The 17,703-nt window shown below is 73.9% G+C and carries 21 protein-coding genes; 9 read left to right on the top strand and 12 right to left on the bottom strand.

The window, feature by feature from the left end; genetic code table 11:
• Positions 1 to 50 precede the first annotated feature (50 nt).
• Positions 51 to 1,325, bottom strand: coding sequence for an SGNH/GDSL hydrolase family protein (locus tag ACZ6J5_RS20330; RefSeq protein WP_469393379.1), 1,275 nt, complete (start codon positions 1,323 to 1,325; stop codon positions 51 to 53).
• Positions 1,326 to 1,398: 73 nt separating this feature from the next.
• On the bottom strand, positions 1,399 to 1,980 hold the full coding sequence (locus tag ACZ6J5_RS20335; protein ID WP_469393381.1) for a TetR/AcrR family transcriptional regulator: 582 nt from the start codon (positions 1,978 to 1,980) through the stop codon (positions 1,399 to 1,401).
• Positions 1,981 to 2,177: 197 nt separating this feature from the next.
• Between ACZ6J5_RS20335 and ACZ6J5_RS20340 the strand changes: the two genes are divergently transcribed.
• From ACZ6J5_RS20340 to ACZ6J5_RS20350, 3 genes are all read left to right on the top strand, one after another.
• Positions 2,178 to 3,041 carry an SCO6745 family protein gene (locus tag ACZ6J5_RS20340; RefSeq protein ID WP_469393589.1) on the top strand — a complete coding sequence of 288 codons (864 nt, stop codon included), beginning with the start codon at positions 2,178 to 2,180 and terminating at the stop codon, positions 3,039 to 3,041.
• A gap of 134 nt (positions 3,042 to 3,175) precedes the next feature.
• On the top strand, positions 3,176 to 3,889 hold the full coding sequence (locus ACZ6J5_RS20345) for an HNH endonuclease family protein (RefSeq protein WP_469393383.1): 714 nt from the start codon (positions 3,176 to 3,178) through the stop codon (positions 3,887 to 3,889).
• 46 nt (positions 3,890 to 3,935) lie between these two features.
• The gene (locus tag ACZ6J5_RS20350) at positions 3,936 to 4,679 is read left to right on the top strand and encodes an N-acetyltransferase (protein ID WP_469393385.1); all 744 of its coding nucleotides are present in this window, start codon (positions 3,936 to 3,938) and stop codon (positions 4,677 to 4,679) included.
• 182 nt (positions 4,680 to 4,861) lie between these two features.
• On the opposite strand, the gene ACZ6J5_RS20355 is transcribed toward ACZ6J5_RS20350, so the two are convergent.
• On the bottom strand, positions 4,862 to 5,650 hold the full coding sequence (locus tag ACZ6J5_RS20355; RefSeq protein WP_469393387.1) for a hypothetical protein: 789 nt from the start codon (positions 5,648 to 5,650) through the stop codon (positions 4,862 to 4,864).
• 143 nt (positions 5,651 to 5,793) lie between these two features.
• On the bottom strand, positions 5,794 to 6,600 hold the full coding sequence (locus tag ACZ6J5_RS20360) for a DUF4352 domain-containing protein (protein ID WP_469393389.1): 807 nt from the start codon (positions 6,598 to 6,600) through the stop codon (positions 5,794 to 5,796).
• A gap of 179 nt (positions 6,601 to 6,779) precedes the next feature.
• Here ACZ6J5_RS20360 and ACZ6J5_RS20365 point away from each other — a divergent pair, with 179 nt between their 5' ends.
• The 4 genes from ACZ6J5_RS20365 to ACZ6J5_RS20380 all read left to right on the top strand — a co-directional run bounded on the left by ACZ6J5_RS20365 (position 6,780) and on the right by ACZ6J5_RS20380 (position 11,888).
• Positions 6,780 to 9,062, top strand: a complete 2,283-nt coding sequence (locus ACZ6J5_RS20365) for an N-6 DNA methylase (protein WP_469393391.1) — start codon at positions 6,780 to 6,782, stop codon at positions 9,060 to 9,062.
• A gap of 121 nt (positions 9,063 to 9,183) precedes the next feature.
• A complete protein-coding gene (locus tag ACZ6J5_RS20370; protein ID WP_469393393.1) occupies positions 9,184 to 9,822 on the top strand; it encodes a hypothetical protein in 639 nt (212 codons plus the stop codon).
• Complete coding sequence (locus tag ACZ6J5_RS20375; RefSeq protein ID WP_469393395.1) at positions 9,819 to 11,357, top strand: protein kinase domain-containing protein; 1,539 nt, start codon at positions 9,819 to 9,821, stop codon at positions 11,355 to 11,357. Before ACZ6J5_RS20370 ends, ACZ6J5_RS20375 begins: the two co-directional genes overlap by 4 nt.
• 138 nt (positions 11,358 to 11,495) lie before the next feature.
• Positions 11,496 to 11,888, top strand: a complete 393-nt coding sequence (locus tag ACZ6J5_RS20380; RefSeq protein ID WP_469393397.1) for an LppU/SCO3897 family protein — start codon at positions 11,496 to 11,498, stop codon at positions 11,886 to 11,888.
• 68 nt (positions 11,889 to 11,956) lie between these two features.
• On the opposite strand, the gene ACZ6J5_RS20385 is transcribed toward ACZ6J5_RS20380, so the two are convergent.
• Positions 11,957 to 12,205: a hypothetical protein gene (locus ACZ6J5_RS20385; protein WP_469393399.1), complete on the bottom strand. Its 249-nt coding sequence runs from the start codon at positions 12,203 to 12,205 to the stop codon at positions 11,957 to 11,959.
• Between the two features lie 383 nt (positions 12,206 to 12,588).
• Between ACZ6J5_RS20385 and ACZ6J5_RS20390 the strand changes: the two genes are divergently transcribed.
• Positions 12,589 to 13,473, top strand: a complete 885-nt coding sequence (locus ACZ6J5_RS20390) for a helix-turn-helix domain-containing protein (RefSeq protein ID WP_469393401.1) — start codon at positions 12,589 to 12,591, stop codon at positions 13,471 to 13,473.
• Between the two features lie 4 nt (positions 13,474 to 13,477).
• On the opposite strand, the gene ACZ6J5_RS20395 is transcribed toward ACZ6J5_RS20390, so the two are convergent.
• The 4 genes from ACZ6J5_RS20395 to ACZ6J5_RS20410 all read right to left on the bottom strand — a co-directional run bounded on the left by ACZ6J5_RS20395 (position 13,478) and on the right by ACZ6J5_RS20410 (position 15,349).
• A complete protein-coding gene (locus tag ACZ6J5_RS20395; protein WP_469393403.1) occupies positions 13,478 to 13,750 on the bottom strand; it encodes a hypothetical protein in 273 nt (90 codons plus the stop codon).
• 88 nt (positions 13,751 to 13,838) lie between these two features.
• On the bottom strand, positions 13,839 to 14,219 hold the full coding sequence (gene gcvH / locus ACZ6J5_RS20400; RefSeq protein WP_469393404.1) for a glycine cleavage system protein GcvH: 381 nt from the start codon (positions 14,217 to 14,219) through the stop codon (positions 13,839 to 13,841).
• A 96-nt stretch (positions 14,220 to 14,315) separates the two neighbouring features.
• The gene (locus tag ACZ6J5_RS20405; RefSeq protein WP_469393406.1) at positions 14,316 to 14,525 is read right to left on the bottom strand and encodes a DUF397 domain-containing protein; all 210 of its coding nucleotides are present in this window, start codon (positions 14,523 to 14,525) and stop codon (positions 14,316 to 14,318) included.
• Entirely contained in the window at positions 14,507 to 15,349 is an 843-nt protein-coding gene (locus tag ACZ6J5_RS20410; RefSeq protein WP_469393408.1) for a DUF5753 domain-containing protein, read from the bottom strand. Before ACZ6J5_RS20410 ends, ACZ6J5_RS20405 begins: the two co-directional genes overlap by 19 nt.
• Positions 15,350 to 15,546: 197 nt before the next feature.
• Between ACZ6J5_RS20410 and ACZ6J5_RS20415 the strand changes: the two genes are divergently transcribed.
• A complete protein-coding gene (locus ACZ6J5_RS20415) occupies positions 15,547 to 15,867 on the top strand; it encodes a hypothetical protein (protein WP_469393410.1) in 321 nt (106 codons plus the stop codon).
• A gap of 87 nt (positions 15,868 to 15,954) precedes the next feature.
• Here ACZ6J5_RS20415 and ACZ6J5_RS20420 read toward each other — a convergent pair whose 3' ends face one another.
• The 3 genes from ACZ6J5_RS20420 to ACZ6J5_RS20430 all read right to left on the bottom strand — a co-directional run bounded on the left by ACZ6J5_RS20420 (position 15,955) and on the right by ACZ6J5_RS20430 (position 17,654).
• On the bottom strand, positions 15,955 to 16,425 hold the full coding sequence (locus tag ACZ6J5_RS20420; protein ID WP_469393412.1) for a MarR family transcriptional regulator: 471 nt from the start codon (positions 16,423 to 16,425) through the stop codon (positions 15,955 to 15,957).
• Positions 16,422 to 16,916 (bottom strand): MarR family winged helix-turn-helix transcriptional regulator, encoded by a 495-nt coding sequence (locus ACZ6J5_RS20425; protein WP_469393413.1) that lies wholly within the window; start codon positions 16,914 to 16,916, stop codon positions 16,422 to 16,424. Before ACZ6J5_RS20425 ends, ACZ6J5_RS20420 begins: the two co-directional genes overlap by 4 nt.
• 87 nt (positions 16,917 to 17,003) lie before the next feature.
• The gene (locus ACZ6J5_RS20430) at positions 17,004 to 17,654 is read right to left on the bottom strand and encodes a dihydrofolate reductase family protein (protein ID WP_469393415.1); all 651 of its coding nucleotides are present in this window, start codon (positions 17,652 to 17,654) and stop codon (positions 17,004 to 17,006) included.
• Between the last annotated feature and the right edge of the window lie 49 nt (positions 17,655 to 17,703).

Raw genomic sequence — 17,703 nt, forward strand, 5'->3', positions numbered from 1 at the left:
GGGCCGACGGGGGCCGGGGCGCGGGGTGCCGGGGGTCGCCGCAGGGGCGGCTACAGCGCGTCGAGGTCCAGCGCCCCGGCCATCGCGCGGTACCCCGCGTCGCCCGGGTGGAGGTGGTCGCCGGAGTCGTACGCCGGGAGGATGCGGTCCGGGTCGGCCGGGTCGGCGACCGCGCGGTCGAAGTCGGCGATCCCGTCGTACGCGCCGGAGGTGCGCACCCACGCGTTGAACGCCTCGCGCTTGGCCTCGTTCTCGGGCGTGAAGTAGGAGGAGCCCTTGACCGGGGTCAGCGTCGCGCCGATCACCTTGATGCCCCGGGCGTGCGCCTGCCGGATGAGGCTCCGGTGGCCCTCGACGAGGCGGTTCACGGAGACCTCGGGGGTCGGGCCGCCCGGGTAGGAGGGGCCGCTGCCGCCGATGTCGTTGATGCCTTCGAGGAGGATGACCGTGCCGACGCCCTTCTCGGACAGCACGTCCTTCTTGAAGCGGGCGATGCCCTTCTCGCCCGCCCAGGACACGTCGTTGGTGACCTGGTTGCCGCTGATGCCGTGGTTGAGGACGGCGCGCGGGGTGCCGGCCGCCGTGAGGCGCTCGGCGAGCTCGTCGGGGTAGCGGTCGTCCGCGTCCCGGGTGGCGCCGGCGCCGTCGGTGATGGAGTCGCCGAAGGTGACGATGCCGTCGCGGCGGGCCGCGCCGGGGCCGCCGGAGACCTCGACGCCGGAGAGGTAGTACCAGGACGAGGAGGTCTCCGTGAACGCCGTGCCGGCCGTGTCCGCGCGGTGGTCGCCCGCCGCCCGGTAGCTGGTGGCGCCCGCGATGTGGTGGAAGGTGGCGGGGCCGGTCGGGTCCGCCAGGTACAGCGTCACGGTGAGCGTGTCGAGCGCGGCCGTCCGGAACGGCACGCCGTCGCTGACGAGGGTGCCGCCCGCCGGGACGGTGACGGAGCCGCGCCCGCCGAAGGTGAGCGCCCGCACCGAACCGGGCTCCACCGCGCCGCCGCCGGCCGCGCGGGCGACGGTCGCGCCGGTGATCCGCAGCGGGCCGGTGCCGTAGCGGTTGGACAGTTCGATACGGGCCCGGGTGCCGCCGGTCGTGACGCGGACCGTCTGCCGGACGGTCTGGTCGGCGAAGCCCCGCTGCGACCAGTTGGGCTCGAAGGGCGCGGTCGCGGCCTGCGGGGAGGCGGCCCAGGCGCCGTGCCAGCCGGCGCCGCCCGCGCCGTTCGCGCCGTTCGCGGCGCTCGCGGGGAGCGCGGGCAGTGCGGAGAGGGTGAGGGTGGCGAGCAGGGCCGTGCCCGCGCGCCGGAGGGTGCTGCCGGTCTTCATGTGGTCTCCCCGTTGTCGTGTGCGGTGGTCTTTCCTGTGCGCACGACGAGGGACAAGCCGTGATCGACTGCGGCTATTCCCCGTCCCCGACGCCCAGTTGAGCGGAACCGAGGAGTCCGGTGAGCGCGCGGAACGCCTCTCCCGGGTCCCGCCCGCCCAGCGGGCCGTCGAGGTTGCCGGTGAGCAGCAGGGTCGCGAAGCCGTGCGCCAGCGACCAGGCGGCCATCCCCGTGTCGCGGGGGGCGTCGACGGTGGCGGGGAGCCCGGTGACGCCGGCCCGCAGTCCGGCGGCGGCCCGCTCCTTGGCGGCGAGCAGCTCCGGGTCGTCGGCGCGGTGCAGGGCGGGCTGGAACATCACCTGGAAGTGCGCCGGGTGGGCGACGGCGAAGCGGACGTAGCGCACCCCTCGTTCGCGCAGGTCGGGCGCGCCGGCGAGGGCGTCGGCGAGGAGGCCGTAGCCCTGCGCGGCGATCGCGGTGAGCAGGCCGGTGCGGTCCTTGAAGTGGTGGGCCGGGGCGGCGTGCGAGACGCCCGCGCGGCGCGCGAGGTCGCGCAGGCTGAGCGCGCCGGGGCCCTCGGCGGCGATGGCGTCGAGGGCGGCGGCGAGCACGGCCTGCCGCAGGTCGCCGTGGTGGTAGGTGCGCCGACTGGTCATGGCAGCAGCGTACGCGGAACCGGGGCGGTATCTAGTCATTGACAAGTTCGGCGGACGGGGGGAATCTAGTCAGTGACAAGATGATGTGTGCGGACGGGAGAGACGCCGTGAACGTGCAGCCCCAGACCCAGACCGGGATCGACACCGCCGCCGACACCAAGGTGGCGGCGGAGGCCGGGACCGAGAGCCGCCCCTCCGTGGAACCCGCCCGCGTGCGTCAGCTCTGGCATCTGCTGGAGCCCCTGCACGCCGTGCTCTACTACGCCCCCGAGGCCTTCGACGAGGCCGCCGCCCTCGGCTACGGCGTCGACGAGCGCTGGCCCTCCTACTTCGCCTGGCGCGCCGCGCCCCTCGGCCCCGCCGGGAGCGTCCGGGTCGCCGCCGCCTTCTACAGCTTCGCGCCCGCCATGGTCGCCCGGTACGTGCCCGCCGCCTGGGAGGTCGCCGACCCGGCCGAGGTGCTGGCCGCCCGGCTCCGGGCCGTCGACCGGACCTGGCGGGCGCTGCTCGGCCCCGAGGAGGCCGAGGGCCCCGCGATCGCCGAGGCCGCCGCGCTCGCCCGGCGCGCCGCGGAGGCCGCCTCGGCCGCCGGGCGTCCGCTCGCCGCCGCCAACGCCGCGCTGCCCTGGCCCGACGCCCCGCACCTGGTCCTGTGGCAGGCCGCCACGATCCTGCGCGAGCACCGCGGCGACGGGCACCTCGCGGCCCTGCTGGCCGCCGGCCTCGACCCGGTCGAGGCCCTGGTCTCCTTCGCCGCCGTCGGCGCCGCCCCCGAGGCCGTCTTCGCGAGCCGGGGCTGGAGCGGCGCGGAGTGGGCCGCCGCCCGCGCGCGCCTCGCCGCGCGCGGCCTCGTCGGCCCGGACGGCACCGCCACCGAGGCGGGCCGCGCCCTGCGCGCCGAGGTCGAGCTGTGCACGGACGAGCTGGCCGCCGCCCCCTGGGCCGCCCTCGGCCCCGAAGGCACGGCCCGCCTCGCGGACCTCCTGGGCGGGCCCTGGCTCACCGTCATCGGATCGGGGCTGCTGCCCGCCGAGAACACGCTCGGGATCGGCAAGGTCTGAGGGGGCCTGAGGAGGCCCGAGGAGACCTGAGGAGCCCGAGGAGACCCGAGGGGGTCTGCGGAGGTCTGAGGAGCGGGCGGGGCCCGGCGGCGTGCTCCCGCACCACCTGATCACGTATCAAATAGGATCTTTCGGTGCTGACGTATCAAAAGACCCTCATCGCCTCGGCCTTCGCGCTCCTCGCCCTGTTCGCCAACGCCGCCTGCGCGCCCCTCACCGGAGGCGACGCGTCCGGCGGCGGGAGCGGGAGCGCGAGCGGAAACGGCGCCCCGCGCGAACGTCCGGCCGCCGGCACCGCCCTCGCCGCCGTGGACGCGCTCACGGTGAAGGGGCGCGCGCCCAGGACCGGCTACGAGCGGGAGAAGTTCGGGCACGGCTGGGCCTCCGTCGACCGCAACGGCTGCAGTACCCGCGACGACATACTCCGCCGCGACCTGACCGGCGTCCGCTTCACCGACGGCCGGTGCAAGGTCGCCTCCGGGACGCTGGCGAAGGACCCGTACACCGGCGGCTCCATCGACTACGTCCGGGGCCGCAGCAAGGTGGACATCGACCACGTCGTGGCCCTGTCGGACGCCTGGCAGAAGGGCGCGCAGAAGTGGGACTCCGGCACCCGGCTGCGCTTCGCGAACGACCCGCTCAACCTGCTCGCGGTCGACTCCGCGACCAACCGCCGCAAGTCGGACGGCGACGCGGCGACCTGGCTGCCGCCGTACAAGGCGTACCGCTGTCCGTACGTGGCCCGGCAGGTCGCCGTGAAGAGGAAGTACGGGGTGTGGATCACCTCCGGGGAGCGGGACGCGATGCGGCGGGTCCTGGAAACCTGCCCTGAGCAGCGGCTTCCCTAGATAAATCGTTTCCGCGTGGGTGGCTGCGCCGACTAACGTCCCCGGCATGGACCCGCACATCACGACCCTCGCCGAACGCCCCGAACTGGAGGGCGCGCTCTGGCGGATGAAGGACCTCTGGCCGGAGTTCATGATGTACGACCCGGTCGGCTGGGCGAACATGGGGCAGATCGTCACCGCGTTCCCCGAGTACGTCCTCGTCGCCACCGACTCCGACGGCGAGGTCGTGGCCCGCGCCTTCAGCGTGCCGTTCCGGCTCGACGGGCCGGGCCGCGGCGAACTGCCCGGCACCGGCTGGGACCAGGTCCTGCTCTGGGCGTTCTCCGACCGCCGGCACGGGCACGCGCCGGACACGGTCAGCGCGATCGAGGTCACCGTGGCCACCAGCGCGCTCGGCAACGGCCTCTCGCACCGGATGCTGGCCGCCATGCGCGACAACGCCCGCCGGCTGGGCTTCGCCGAACTGGTCGCCCCCGTCCGCCCCAACGGCAAGCACCTGGAGGCGGAGTCGTCGATGCACGAGTACGCCTTCCGCACCCGCGAGGACGGGCTGCCGGTCGACCCCTGGCTGCGCGTCCACGTCCGCGCGGGCGGCACGGTGGCGAAGGTCGCCCCCGCGTCGATGACGATCGGTGCCGCCGTGGAGGAGTGGCGGCGGTGGACGGGCCTGCCCTTCGACACCGACGGCCCGGTCGAGGTGGAGGGCGCCCTGGTGCCGGTCCACTGCGAGGCGTCCCGGGGCTACGCGGTGTACGTCGAGCCCAACGTATGGGTCCGGCACACGCTCTGAGCCCCCGGGAAGCCCGGAAGCACAGCAACAGCAACAGGAACAAGGAACAAGGAACAAGGAAAAGGCGTGAAGGCCGCTCCCCTCGCGGCGGCCTTCACGCCTTCTCTGTGTCCCCCCCCCCGGGGACCCGGGCCGGACGGACCGGACCGGGCCGGTCCGTCGAACTGGCCCGGTCAGCCCGGTCAGCCGAACTGGTTCATGTCCACGATGTCCTTGGTCGGCGGGGTCTTCGCGTCGACCGGCTTGTCGTAGTCCTTGAAGGTCATGGTGCCCGGCTCCTTGCCGCCCGTCCCGACCACCTTCAGGAGGTACGTCTTGCCCTCCGTGGCCACGTAGACCGTGGTCCGCTCGGTCGTGTCGGCCTGGGTGAGCATCAGGGCCTTCTTACCGTCGACGACGGTCTCCTGGCCCCGGACCGCCGTGTTGGCGCCCTGCTCGAACTCCGACAGCAGCGACTTCAGGTCGCACAGCGCCAGGCTGTCCTTGGTGTCGGGGTCCTTGGTGTCGGACTTCACCCAGCGGCCCTTGAGCTGCCGGACGACCTCCTTCTGTACGGCGGCGGACTCGCCCTTCACCTGCTCCTTGATGAGCGCGTCGTCGAAGCGCATGTAGACCGTGTCGGCACCCGGCTTGCGCAGCTCGGCGGTGCCCGTGGTGCCCATCGACAGCGTGCCGGCGCAGCGGCCCCGGACGTCGGTCGACAGGACGGCCTTGACCGGGCCTTCGGTCGTCTTGAGGGCGAGGTCGAGGGTGAGGGAGTCCGCCGTCTTGGTCGCGGCTATCGCCTTGTTCACGATCTGGGGTCCGCTCAGGCCCTCGAAGGGGCCGGCGGGCTTCGGGGGCGTCGTCGGCTGGGCCGGCTTCGCGGCCGGAGCGGCGTCGTTCGGGCCGCAGGCGGAGGCGCCGAGTGCGACGGCGGCGCAGAGGCTCGCGGCGAGGGCGGCGCGGCGGAGGCGGACGGTGGCGGGCATGGTGGTTCTCCGAGGGGGATCGGGCGTGCGTCGTGCGGCATGTGTCGTACGAGGTGGGGGCGGGGTGAGTGTGTCACCCGGGGTGCCGGGGCCCGGGCCCCGGGGTGGGGCCCGGCGGGCGCGGCCGGCGGGCGGTGCGGAGGTCAGCCGATCTTCAGGTCCCACTGCGAGGCGTTGTAGTCCAGGCCGGGGTTGACCTCGACGGTGAGGTCCTTGGCGGCGGCGGGGGCGTCGAAGGCGAAGGTGGCGGTGACCTTCTTGCCGGGCAGGACCGAGCCGCTGAAGCCGCTGCCGACCTTCTCGTCGAAGATCTGCTCGGCCGTGGCGCCGTCCTTGCCCGCGCGGGCCTGGAGGGTCGTCAGGGTGGTGTCGATCTTCTGCTTGGCGCCGTTCTCGATGGTGACGGTCACCTGGTACGCCTTGTTGCCCTTGGTGTGGCCGACCGCGAACTCGGAGGGCGCGTACGTCTTCGCCTCCGACACGGTGACCTTCAGGTTGTCGTCGTAGACCACGGTGTCGCCGGCGGCGAGGGCCTTGTCCTTGTCGGCCTTGCCGGGCTTGGCGCCCGCGTCGCCCTGGCCCGCCGGGCTCTTCGCCGCCGGGTCCTTCGGGGCGGAGTCCTTGATCGCCTTGTCGATCTCGTCCACCGCGTCGCTGACGGCGGTGAAGGTGATGACCGCGCCGACCACCGAGAGGACCAGGGCCGCGAGGCCCAGGATCGCGCCGGTCAGGGTCACACCCTTGTTGTTCGCCTCGCCGCGCTTCACCCGGCCCCGGCCGACCAGGCCGAGGATCAGCGCGATCAGGCCGAGGATGCCGGCCAGCCAGAAGAACAGGGGGATGAGGCCGGACAGGGTGCCGATGATGCCGAGGATCAGGGCCGCGGTGCCCAGCCCGTTGCGCATGGCCACCGGGGACGGGGCGTGCGGGAGCTGCGTGTCGTACGACATGGGTGTGTCCTCCCGGACAGTGATTTCGTCTGGCGCGATGGATCAATAACAACATGAGCTGTGAACCGAGTCAACACGGTTCGCAAAAAACAGATCTGCTCACGCTGTGAAGTGCTGTCGAGGGGGTTCGTCAGTAAGATCGGGGGTCTCACGCACGCCGATCAGGGGAGTTGGGGCAGGTGCCGGACAGCGCAGCAGAGGTGACCGCCGCGGGCATCGCCCGCCTCGCGGGAGTCGGCCGGGCGGCCGTCAGCAACTGGCGGCGCCGTCACACCGACTTCCCCAAGCCCGTCGGCGGCACGGAGACCAGCCCCTCCTTCGCCCTCGCCGACGTGGAGGAGTGGCTGCGCGCCCAGGGCAAGCTGGCCGAGGTCCCGCTGCGCGAGCGCGTCTGGCAGCTCGTCGCGGGCCACCCCGCCGGCGCCGTCACCGCCCTCGTCCACGCGGGCTGCGCGCTGCTCCTCGTCCGCGACCGCCGGGCCGCCTGGCCCGCGCTGGCGGCCGTGCCCGACGAGCGCCTCGCGGAGGTGCTGCCCGGGCCGCTGGAGGAGGTGCTGACCGAGCGCCTCGGCCCGGAGCGCGCCGTTCACACCCCCTCCGCCCGCGCACTCGCCCCGTCCGTCCCCCTCCTGCGCGGCGTCGTGGAACTGGCCGCCCAGGCCCAGGCCCAGGCCCAGGCCACCCCCGGCACCCCGGCCCAGAGAGCCCACGGCGCCCACGGCGCCCACGGCGCCCACGGCGCCCAAGGGGCCCACGGCGTCCAAGGGGCCCACGGCGCCCGAGGACTTGACGCCGCCCAAGGCGCTCACGGCGCCCAGGGCGCTTCCGCCGACCAAGATGCCCGCGACACCTACGAGTTCCTCCTCGGCCGGCACCTGGACGCCAACCCCCGCCAGTTCACGCTCACCCCGCCCGGCCCCGCCGCCCTCATGGCGGCCCTCGCCGGGCCCGCCGCCGAGGTCCTCGACCCCGCCTGCGGCACCGGCGCCCTGCTCGCCGCCGCCCTCGCCGGGCCCGCCGCCGGAGCCTCCGCCGCCGCGGGCCCCGCCCCCGCGCCCCGCGCGCTGTACGGCCAGGACGCCGACCCCGACCTCGCCGCCCTGACCGCCCTGCGGCTCGCGCTCTCCGGCGACGCCGACGTGCGCGTCCTCGCGGGCGACACCCTGCGCGCCGACGCCCACCCGGCGCTCACCGCCGACGCCGTCCTCTGCCACCCGCCGTTCAACGAGCGCAACTGGGGCCACGACGAGCTGGCCTACGACCCCCGCTGGGAGTACGGCTTCCCGGCCCGCACGGAGTCCGAGCTGGCGTGGGTCCAGCACGCCCTCGCGCGCCTGCGCCCCGGCGGCACCGCCGTCCTCCTCATGCCGCCCGCCGCCGCCTCCCGCCGCTCCGGCCGCCGCGTCCGCGCCGACCTGCTGCGCCGCGGCGCCCTGCGGGCCGTCATCGCCCTCCCGGCCGGCGCGGCGCCCCCGTACGGCATCCCGCTCCACCTGTGGGTGCTGCGCAAGCCCGCGCCCGGCGAGCGGCCCCCCGCCGAACTGCTCCTCGTCGACACCGCCCCCGACCACACCCCGGGCGCCGCCCCGGCGGGCCGCGACCGGCTCGACTGGCCCGCCGTGGAGGCCCGCGTCCTCGACGCCTGGCGCCCCTTCGACCGCGACGGCGCCCTGGCCGAGACCCCCGGCGAGAGCCGGGGCGTCCCCGTGGTCGCCCTCCTCGACGACGACGTCGACCTCACCCCCGCCCGCCACCTCCCGCCGCCCGCCGCCGCCGAGGGCGCCGCGCAGCTCGCCGGGGTGCGCGAGCGGCTGGCCGAGACGCTGGTCCGCACCCGCGAACTGACCCCGCCGCCCGCCACGAGCCCCGCTCCCGGCGGACCCGGCCGCCCCGCGACGACGATCGGCGAACTCGCCCGCGCGGGCGCGCTGACGCTCCGCGCGGGCGGCGCCGGGACGGCCGCCCCCGGCAGCCCCGTCGCCGTCCTCACCGACACCGACGTCCTCGCGGGCCAGGCACCCTCCGGGACGCTGCCCGAGGCACCGGCCGAGGGCCCGGGGGAGGAGCCCGTCCTCCTCGCCGTGGGCGACGTCGTCGTGCCCGTCCTCGGCGGCGGCTCCGTCACCCGGGTCGTCGACGAGGCCACCGAGGGCGCCGCCCTCGGGCGCAACGTGCACCTGCTGCGCCCCGACCCCGCCGCCCTCGACCCCTGGTTCCTGGCCGGCTTCCTGCGCGCCACCGCCAACAACCGCCAGGCCAGCTCGTACGCCTCGACGGCCACCCGGCTCGACGTCCGCCGCCTCCAGCTGCCCCGGCTGCCGCTGACGGAGCAGCGGCGGTACGGGGACCGGTTCCGGGCCCTCGCGGAGTTCGAGGAGGCGCTGCGGCTCGCGGGCCGCCTCGGCGAGCAACTGGTGCAGGGGATGTACGACGGCCTCGCGGACGGCACCGTGGCGCCCTGAGAGCTCCTGAGAGCTCCTGAAAGCCCCTGGCGGCTCCAGGAAGTGCGCTGACGTGCGGGGTCGCGCTTGTATACGCTCGACCCCGTCAGCAACAGAGCCATTCAGGTGACCAGGAGCAGGAATGTACGGCCACGGCTATCCGCAGCCCGCGCCGCCGCAGCGCGGTGTTCCGGCGTCGGTCATCGTGCTGAGGGTGCTCTTCACGGCGCTCCCGCTGCTCAGCATGGGCTTCCTGACCTGGGTGACGGCCTTGCGGATCGCGCTGATGACCCGTCGGATCGTGGACTGGATCCTGCTGGCGGTCTCGCTGGCCGTCCTCGTCGTCCTCGTCGTGCTCGTGCCGGAGGACGAGAAGGCGAACAGCCCCGCCGCCGACGTGGCCATCGGGGTGTTCCTGCTCACGGCGGCGGCGTTCGCGGCGTACTTCCTCGTGGTGGACATCCTCCGCGACGGCGCGCGTTCGGCCGGGCGGCCCCAGCCGGATCCGTACAGCCCGTACGCGGCGACGGTCCCGCGGCACCAGGGCTACGGCTACCCGCAGCAGCCCCAGGCGTACGGCTACCCGCACCAGCCCCAGCCGCAACAGCTGCCGACCCCGCCCCAACAGCCCCAGCAGCCTCATCAGTCCCAGCAACCCCACCAGCCCCACCAGCCCCACCAGCCTCACCCCACCCCCCGCATCGACCAGGTCCGCGCCGAGCTCGACGAGCTCAGCGACCTGCTCCGCAAGGACAAGGACCCCCGGGAAGGCGGGCGGTGAACGGGCGGGTCATCGGCGGGCGCTACGAGCTGTCCACCCTGATCGGCCAGGGCGGCATGGGCCAGGTCTGGACGGCGTACGACGGCCGCCTGGACCGCCGCGTCGCGGTGAAGCTGCTGAACCCGGTCGCCATCAGCGGCCCCGCCACCGCCGCCGAGGAGCTGCGCCGCCGCTTCGTGCGCGAGTGCCGGGTCACCGCCCAGGTCGGCCACCCCGGGCTGGTCACGGTCCACGACGCGGGCAGCGACGGCGACGACCTGTACCTGGTCATGCAGTACGTGGAGGGCGCCGACCTCGCCGACCACCTGGCCGAGCAGGACCCGTACCCCTGGCCGTGGGCGGTGTCCGTCGCCGCGCAGCTCTGCGCGGTGCTGGCCGCCGTGCACGCGGTGCCGATCGTGCACCGCGACCTCAAGCCCCGGAACGTGATGGTCCGCCCCGACGGCACCGTCATCGTGCTCGACCTGGGCGTCGCCTCCGTCCTCGACTCCGACACCACCCGCCTCACCCACACCGGCTCGCCGATCGGCAGCCCCGCCTACATGGCGCCCGAGCAGGCGATGGGCGGCGCCGTCGGCCCGTACACCGACCTGTACGCGCTCGGCGTGCTGCTCCACGAACTCCTCAGCGGGAACGTCCCCTTCGCCGGCTCCACCGCCCTCGGCGTGCTGCACCGGCACCTGTACGAGGCGCCCGTCCCTGTCCGCCGCCTCCGCCCCGAGGTGCCCGAGGCCCTGGAGGCCCTGGTGCTGCGGCTCCTGGCGAAGGACCCGCTGGCCCGGCCCTCGGGCGCGCAGGAGGTCTACGAGCACCTGCTGCCGCTGCTGCCCCCGCGCGGGGCGCCGGGTCCTGGCGGCCCGCTCGATCCGACCCGCCCGTTCCGCCGCCCGCACGCCCCCTGGCCCGACCAGGCCGTACAGGCGGCCGCGCCGCCCCCGCCGCCCGCCGTGCCGCCCGCCCCGGCCAAGCCCGACGTGGCCGCCGCCGTGGACGAGGTGAAGCGCCTCCTCGGCGAGGGCTCGCTGACCCGGGCCGTGGACCTGCTCGGCGGCATCCTCCCGGCCGCCGCCGCCGAGCACGGCGAGCACTCGCCGGTCGTCCGCATCCTGCGCAAGCAGTACGCGTCGACCCTGATGGACGACGGTCAGTACCGGCGCGCCCTGCCCGAGCTGCGCCGCCTCGCGGAGGACCGCGCGGCGGAGGCGGGCCCGGCGGACGGACAGACCCTTCAATTCCGTTATGACGCGGCCCAGTGCCTGGAGCAGCTCGGCGACCCGGCGGGCGCGCTGGCCGAGTACCGCGCCCTCCTCCCGTACTTCGAGCACGCCACCGCCCCCGAGCCGCAGGCCCGCGCCTTCGACATCCGGCACCGGACCGGCCTGCTGCTGCTCGCCCTCGGCGACCGCGCGGGAGGCCGTTCCCAGCTCCAGAGCCTCCTCTTCGACGCGGAGCGGGCATACGGGTCCTACCACCCGCTCACGGCCGAGCTGCGGCGCGCGCTGGAGCGGCAGCAGGCGGTGGACCCCCGGCTGTGACCTGACGGGGCGGCAGGATCACGACTCCGTATCCGATTGGACAATGGAGGGAGCAGATCCCTTTTGTCGCTTTCGTGATGTGTAACGTGCGCGTTCGATCATGTCCACGTCCATGCTCACGTCGCCCAAGGATTCACGATGACCACGCCTCCGCCGTCCGACCCGTTCGCCGCCACCCCCGCGCCGGCGGAGTCCGCCCCCGAGAAGAAGGGCGGCGCGCTGAAGAAGATCGGCGGCATCGTGGTCGCCGTCGTGGTTCTCCTCGCGGTGAAGCTGGGCTTCCCGTACCTGACCGGCGACGCGCCGGTGCACGCGAAGGCGGGGGACTGCATCACCGTGTCCGGCCCGGAGAACAAGCCCGAGGTCGACTCGCAGCCCTGCGACTCGGGCAAGGCCGACCTGTTCAAGGTCGTGAAGGTCTACGACGACACGTTCGACCTGAGCAAGTGCGGCGACGAGCTCGGCGGGCTCGCGCAGCAGCTCGACAGCGACAAGTTCGTGCTCTGCTTCGAGCCGGTCGCCAAGAAGTAACCGCGGGCGTACGACGCGAGAGGGGCCGGTCCTGGTGGACCGGCCCCTCTCGCGTTCCGCGCGCCCGGTCAGGCGCCGAGCAGCGTCCCCAGCGGCGAGAGCTGGTTGCCCGACAGCGGGATCTCGCCCACGGCGGGCGTGCTCTGCGCCACCGAGCCGGGTGCGGTGGCGTCAGGCGCGGCCGTTTCGGGCGCGGCGGTGTCGGGCGCCGTGGTCTGGGCGTCGGGGTCGACGGGGCCGTCGGCCGCCGCGACTCCGGCACAGCCGAGGGCCATGGCCCCCGCCAACAGCACGCCGCCGATGATCCTGGACTTCATGGGTCCGCCTTCCGGGAGGAGGGTGAGGAGACTGGTTCGGCGTGCCCAACGACACCGCGCCGTGGACGGACACGAGGCGGTGCCCCGCCGGGCGGCGGCGCGCGAGACAAAAGAAAAAGAACCCAGGGAAAGAACCAACCCCACCCCTCCCACCTCCCCGTTTCGGGGCGCGTCAGCGCGAATCCGGGCTCGTCACCCACACGAGGGAACTGCGCCAACTGGACTGGATTCCATGCCGGTTGCCTGGCATATGCTCACGCCGACCGCACTGAAAACAGTTCGGCCCCCGGCCGGGACTAGCGATCCCGATCGAGGGCCTGACCACCGAGGAAGTCAGACCCTTCCTGATGGATGTGAAGAACCCTAGCGTTCCCGCGCGCTCGTTGCCCGCGAACGCCCCGACTGCCACCCGATCCGGTGTCGGCCACGTCACCACGCGCCTGTCGAGCGGCTTCACCGTCATCGACAACGGCCTCCTCCAGCACAGCGGGATGAGCCTCACGGCGATCGCGCTCTCCTGCCACATCCAGTCGCTGCCCGAGGGCACCGGCGTCTCCATCCGCTCCCTCGCCGCGCACTTCCCGGAGGGCGAGGTCCGCATCGCCGCCGCCCTGCGCGAACTGGAGCGCCACGGCTACCTGGAGCGCCTGCGGGTACGGCTGCCGAACGGGCGGGTGATCACGAGGACGATGGCGTACACGGTCCCGAAGCGCCTACCGCTGACGGACCCGCCGGTGGACCCGACCCCGGACCCGCCGGTGGACCCGACTCCGGACCCGCCCCCGCCGTCGGGCGGAGGCACGCCCCCGCCCCCGCCGCCCCCGGCGCCGTCTCCGCCCCCGGCTCCCTCTCCCGTACGGGAAGCGGCGCCGCCGAGGCTGCCGAAGCCTCCCAGGGCCCCCGCTCCGCCCCCGGAGGGACCGGCCGCCGAACTGCTCCTCGGCCTGCGCGCCGACGACCCCCGCCTCACCCTCTCGTCGCGTGACGTCGCGCGCCTGGCGCCCGGTGTGGACGCCTGGTTCGCGCGGGGCGCCACCCCCGACGCCGTACGCCGCACCCTCACGGCGTCCCTGCCCGACCCCCTGAAACACCCGGCGGGCATCCTCGACTACCGCCTGACCAGCTTGATCCCGCCGCCCCTGCCGACCGCGCCGGCGGGGCCTCCGCCGCCGGACCCGTTCCAGACCTGCGACGACTGCGACCGGGCGTTCAGAGCCCCGGAGCCGGGCCGGTGCCGCGAGTGCCGCGACGCCCGTACGGCGGCGTGACCGCTCAGGCCGGGTGGTCGGGGCCGAAGGCCCACGGGTGGTCGCAGTGGCCGGGCGGGCAGTCGGCGTCGGCCCGCAGCGGGGCGCCGCCCTGGTCGTGGCACCCGTAGAACGTCGCGAAGTCGGCCTCGTGCGGGAGGCGGCGGCCCTCCTCGGTGCGGCTGCCGGCCGCCCTCGCGATGGAGGCGGCCACCGTGACCTGCCCGATGGCGAGGATGACGAAGCTGGCCAGCAGCAGCGCGACGCACATCGCGAAACGGACGAACGGGGGGCTCACGGGACCTCCGAAGGACCGGGGCGGAAAAGACCACCGTGCCAACGAGGCGCCCCGGCGCAGGACACGCGCGACGTACGCCGCCTGCGGCCTAGCCGATCAGCTTGCCGTAGTCGGCGGCCGAGAGCAGGTCGCCGGTCGTGGCGCCCTTGCGCAGCTTGATCCTGAACAGCCAGGTCTCGTAGGGGTCCATGTTGACGTCCTCGGGGGTGTCGGCGGCGTCCATGTTGAACGCGACGACCTCGCCGGTCAGCGGTGAGTAGAGGTCGGACGCGGCCTTCACCGACTCCACGACACCGACGGCCTCACCGGCCTCGACCTGCCTGCCGACCGCCGGCAGTTCGAGGAAGACGAGGTCGCCGAGCGTCTTCTGCGCGTGGTCCGTGATGCCCACGGTGCAGGTGCCGTCGGCTTCCTTGCGGATCCACTCGTGCTCGTCGGTGTAGAGCAGGTCGGTGGGGACGTTCGCCATGTGGGGCTCCGGCTCTGGCGGGGGTGGGGGACGGTCGACGGGGCCATCCTCCCGGCCCGGGCCCGCTTCGCGGGTCCGGGCCGCCGGAGAGTCACCTCAACGGGTGGCGGAATCCTTCACACCGGCCACGAAAGCGGACCAGGCGGCGGCCTCGAAGACGAGGGCGGGGCCGGCGGGCCGCTTGCTGTCGCGGACGGGGACGAGGGGGAGGCGGAGTCCTTCGGAGACTTCCACGCACTGGCCCCCGTCCTGGTTGCTGTACGAGCTCTTCCGCCAGGTGACGTTGCTCAGATTGACGGACCGCACGACGCTTCCTCCAACATCTGCAGGATGAACTTCCGCGAATCGGCGGGGGAATGGGCGCGATCGCGAACTTGATCGTAACGGAGCTGGAGCCTCGCGACGGCGGCCGAATCCGCGACCAGCTCGCCCGCGTAGCCTGTCTCCACCCAGGCCGCCGTGCTCCCCTCCCAGGGCTGGAGGAACATGGTGTCGGTGTTCCCCAACGCGTGCAGTCCGGCCGAGAACGGAAGCACCTGGATGGTCACGTTGCGCCGCTCGCCCATCGTCAGCAGGTGGTTCAGCTGCTCCTGCCACTGCTCCCGGACGGGTAGCGGAGTGCGCAGCACCGCCTCCGACAGGATCGAGCGGAACGAGGGGGCGTCGTCCCCCATCAGGAGATCTCGGCGCCCTATGCGGGCCTCCACCTGCTTGGCCAGCTCCTCGCTCTCCAGGCCGCCCTCGCTGAGCAGGTCGTGGGCGTAGGCACTGGACTGCAGCAAGCCCGGCAGCGCGCTGACCGCGTAGTGCCACAGGCTCCGCGCTTCGGCCTCCAGCGCCATGTACTGCTGATACCGCGCCCTGAAGTGCGACTTGTCGCCGGCCGCCAGCTCCCACAGCGTCAGGAACAGGTTCGGCGTGCCGTAATACGTGTCCAGGTCCTGGACGACTTCCGGCCCGCCGATCGTCTCGCCCTTCTCCATCTTGGAGAACAGCGTCGCGTCCCAGCCCAGGGCCGCGCCCAGCATCCGGTAGCTCAGCTTGCGTTCCAGCCGGAGCCTTCGCAGCTCCTCCGCGAAGCGTTTCCTCGGCTCCTGGCTGCGGCCTGTGATCACCTTTCGCGGTGGCATCGCACCACGCACCTCTCCTGGAAGGTGTGGAATTACCGGAACGGAGACGGGATCAACAGCCGCCTATCCGGCCTCGCCGTCCCGCCCCGGGTCCATCCTCGACATGCCCCATCACGGAGGGTAGTCCACGGACGGGAGTGGTTGTCATGGATTGCGGTGCTTTTTTGTACGACGAAGTGGCGTGTGTGGTAGGGGAGTTGCGGGGTCACGCGGGCCCCTACGTGATGCTGCGGCCCCTCGGGGGCGGGCGCGAGTGGCAGGCCGATCCGGCGCGGGTGCGGCCCGCCACACAGGACGAACAGCACAGCGCGGGCGTGCGCTTCGTCAACGAGCGGGCGCGCGCGGCGGCCGTCGCGCTCCTGGACGCGGAGGTCCCGCCGCCGCCCCGGCCCGTGCCGGGGTGTGCGGAGTGTGACCGGCTCGCCGACCGCCGCCGGGACGCGCGGCTGCGCTACGACGGGAGCGCGGAGGCGGACGCGAACGTGCTGCTGCGCGGGCACCTGGCGGAGGCGCACTAGGCCAACGCCACCCGCCACCCGTCTACGGCTCGTGGACGCGGACGGTAGCGGTTCGCCGTGGCGGCGCGCGTGGTCAAGGCGGGGGTGTCACCCGATCCGGGGGCCGGGCGCCGACGCCGCCAGCTCCGCGTTCGCCCGGTCCGTCAGGAGGGTCAGGACGCGGCCCGTGACCGCCAGGTCCTCCGTGGGGATGCCGGCGTAGAGGCGGGCGGAGACGGTGGCCGTCTCCTCGGTCGTCGTGTCGTACAGGGCCTGGCCGGCGGGGGAGAGGCGTACGCGGGCCGGGGTGGTGGGGTCCTGTTCCAGGAGGCCCGCCGTCGTCAGGGTGTGCACGGCCTCCCGGATCGGCGCCTCCTCCGTCTTCAACGAGTTGATGACGTCGGCGACGAGTGCGTCCGGGGTCGTCGCGCCGCCCGCGAGGACGACGGACCGCAGCGTGACGCTCTGCTGAAACGTGATGCCGTGCCTGGTCAGGACCGTTTCGAGGGCCGCGCGGGCGGCGTGGTGGGCGAGGGCTATGACGCGGCCGCTGGTGGTGGCGGCAGGGGTGGTGGTCATGGCTGCTCCTTCTCGTTCTCGTCGATGCGGGCCGGATCGAGCGGTACGTCGAGCAAAGTGGTGAGCGTGCGCGTGAACTCCGCCGCGCGCGGGTCGCGCTGTCCGCCCAGCGGCTCCAGGAACTGCTCCAGGAGGCCCTGGATGATCCGGATCGCGCGCCGGGTCACGTCCCGCCCCTGGTCCGTGAGCTCCAGGCGGATCGCGCGCGGGTCGGCCGGGTCGCGGGTGCGGGCGACCGAGCCGGCCGACTCCAGCGCGCGGACCAGCTTCGACACGTACAGGGCCTCCAGGCCCGTGTGGTCGGCCAGCTCGCGCTGGCTGGGGCGCCGTCCGGAGCGGCCCATGCCGTGCAGTGAGGCCATCACCGCGTACTGCGCGTGGGTCATCCCCAGCGGCGCGAGCGCGCGGTCGACGGCGACCCGCCACTTCATGGACAGGCGCCAGACCAGGAAGCCGGCGGTCGCGTTCTCGGAGGGTGCTGCGTCGCTCATGACAGATAGCGTACATAGCTATTATGTACATGGCTACTGTATGGGTGGAGCGGGCGCGGAGTTCTCCGCGCCCACCCGCCGGGCTGGTCAGCGGCGCCAGAACAGGTGGTGCACCACGCCGCTCACGCTCGGCACGACCTCCAGGTGGAAGCGGTCCGTCAGCTCCTCCGGGGACTCCCACAGGCGGATGCCGGAGCCGAGTTCCAGCGGCGCCACCGCGATGTGCAGGGTGTCGACCAGGTCCGCGTCGAGGAACTGCCGGACCGTCGACACCCCGCCGCCGAGCCGTACGTCCTTGCCGTCGGCGGCCTTCCGGGCCTGGTCGAGGACGTCGGCCGGGTCCCCGCCGACGAAGTGGAACGTGGTCTCGCCGAGCGTGATCGCGGGGCGCTCGTGGTGGGTCAGCACGAACACCGGCGTGTGGAACGGCGGCTCCTCGCCCCACCAGCCCTGCCACTCGTGGTCCTGCCACGGCCCGCGCTGGGGGCCGAACTTGTTGCGGCCCATGATCTCGGCGCCGATGTTCCGGGCGAAGTCGCGGGTGAAGTAGTCGTCGAGCCCCCGCGTCCCGCCCGCGTCCGCCCGCATCGGCCAGCTCGCCGTGGCGCCGGCCCAGGAGAACAGGCGCTCGGGGTGGGGGAGGCCGAAGGGGGCCTCCAGGGACTGGAGCTCGTCCGGGCCCGCCCCGATCCCGTCCCTCGACACGTTGAAGTTCATCACGCGCAGCAGCTGTCCCATGTGCCTCTACCTCCGTCGATCCCGTCGATCCCGTCGGGTCCGGAGGCTT

Source organism: Streptomyces sp. NPDC042100 (genome assembly GCF_055582325.1).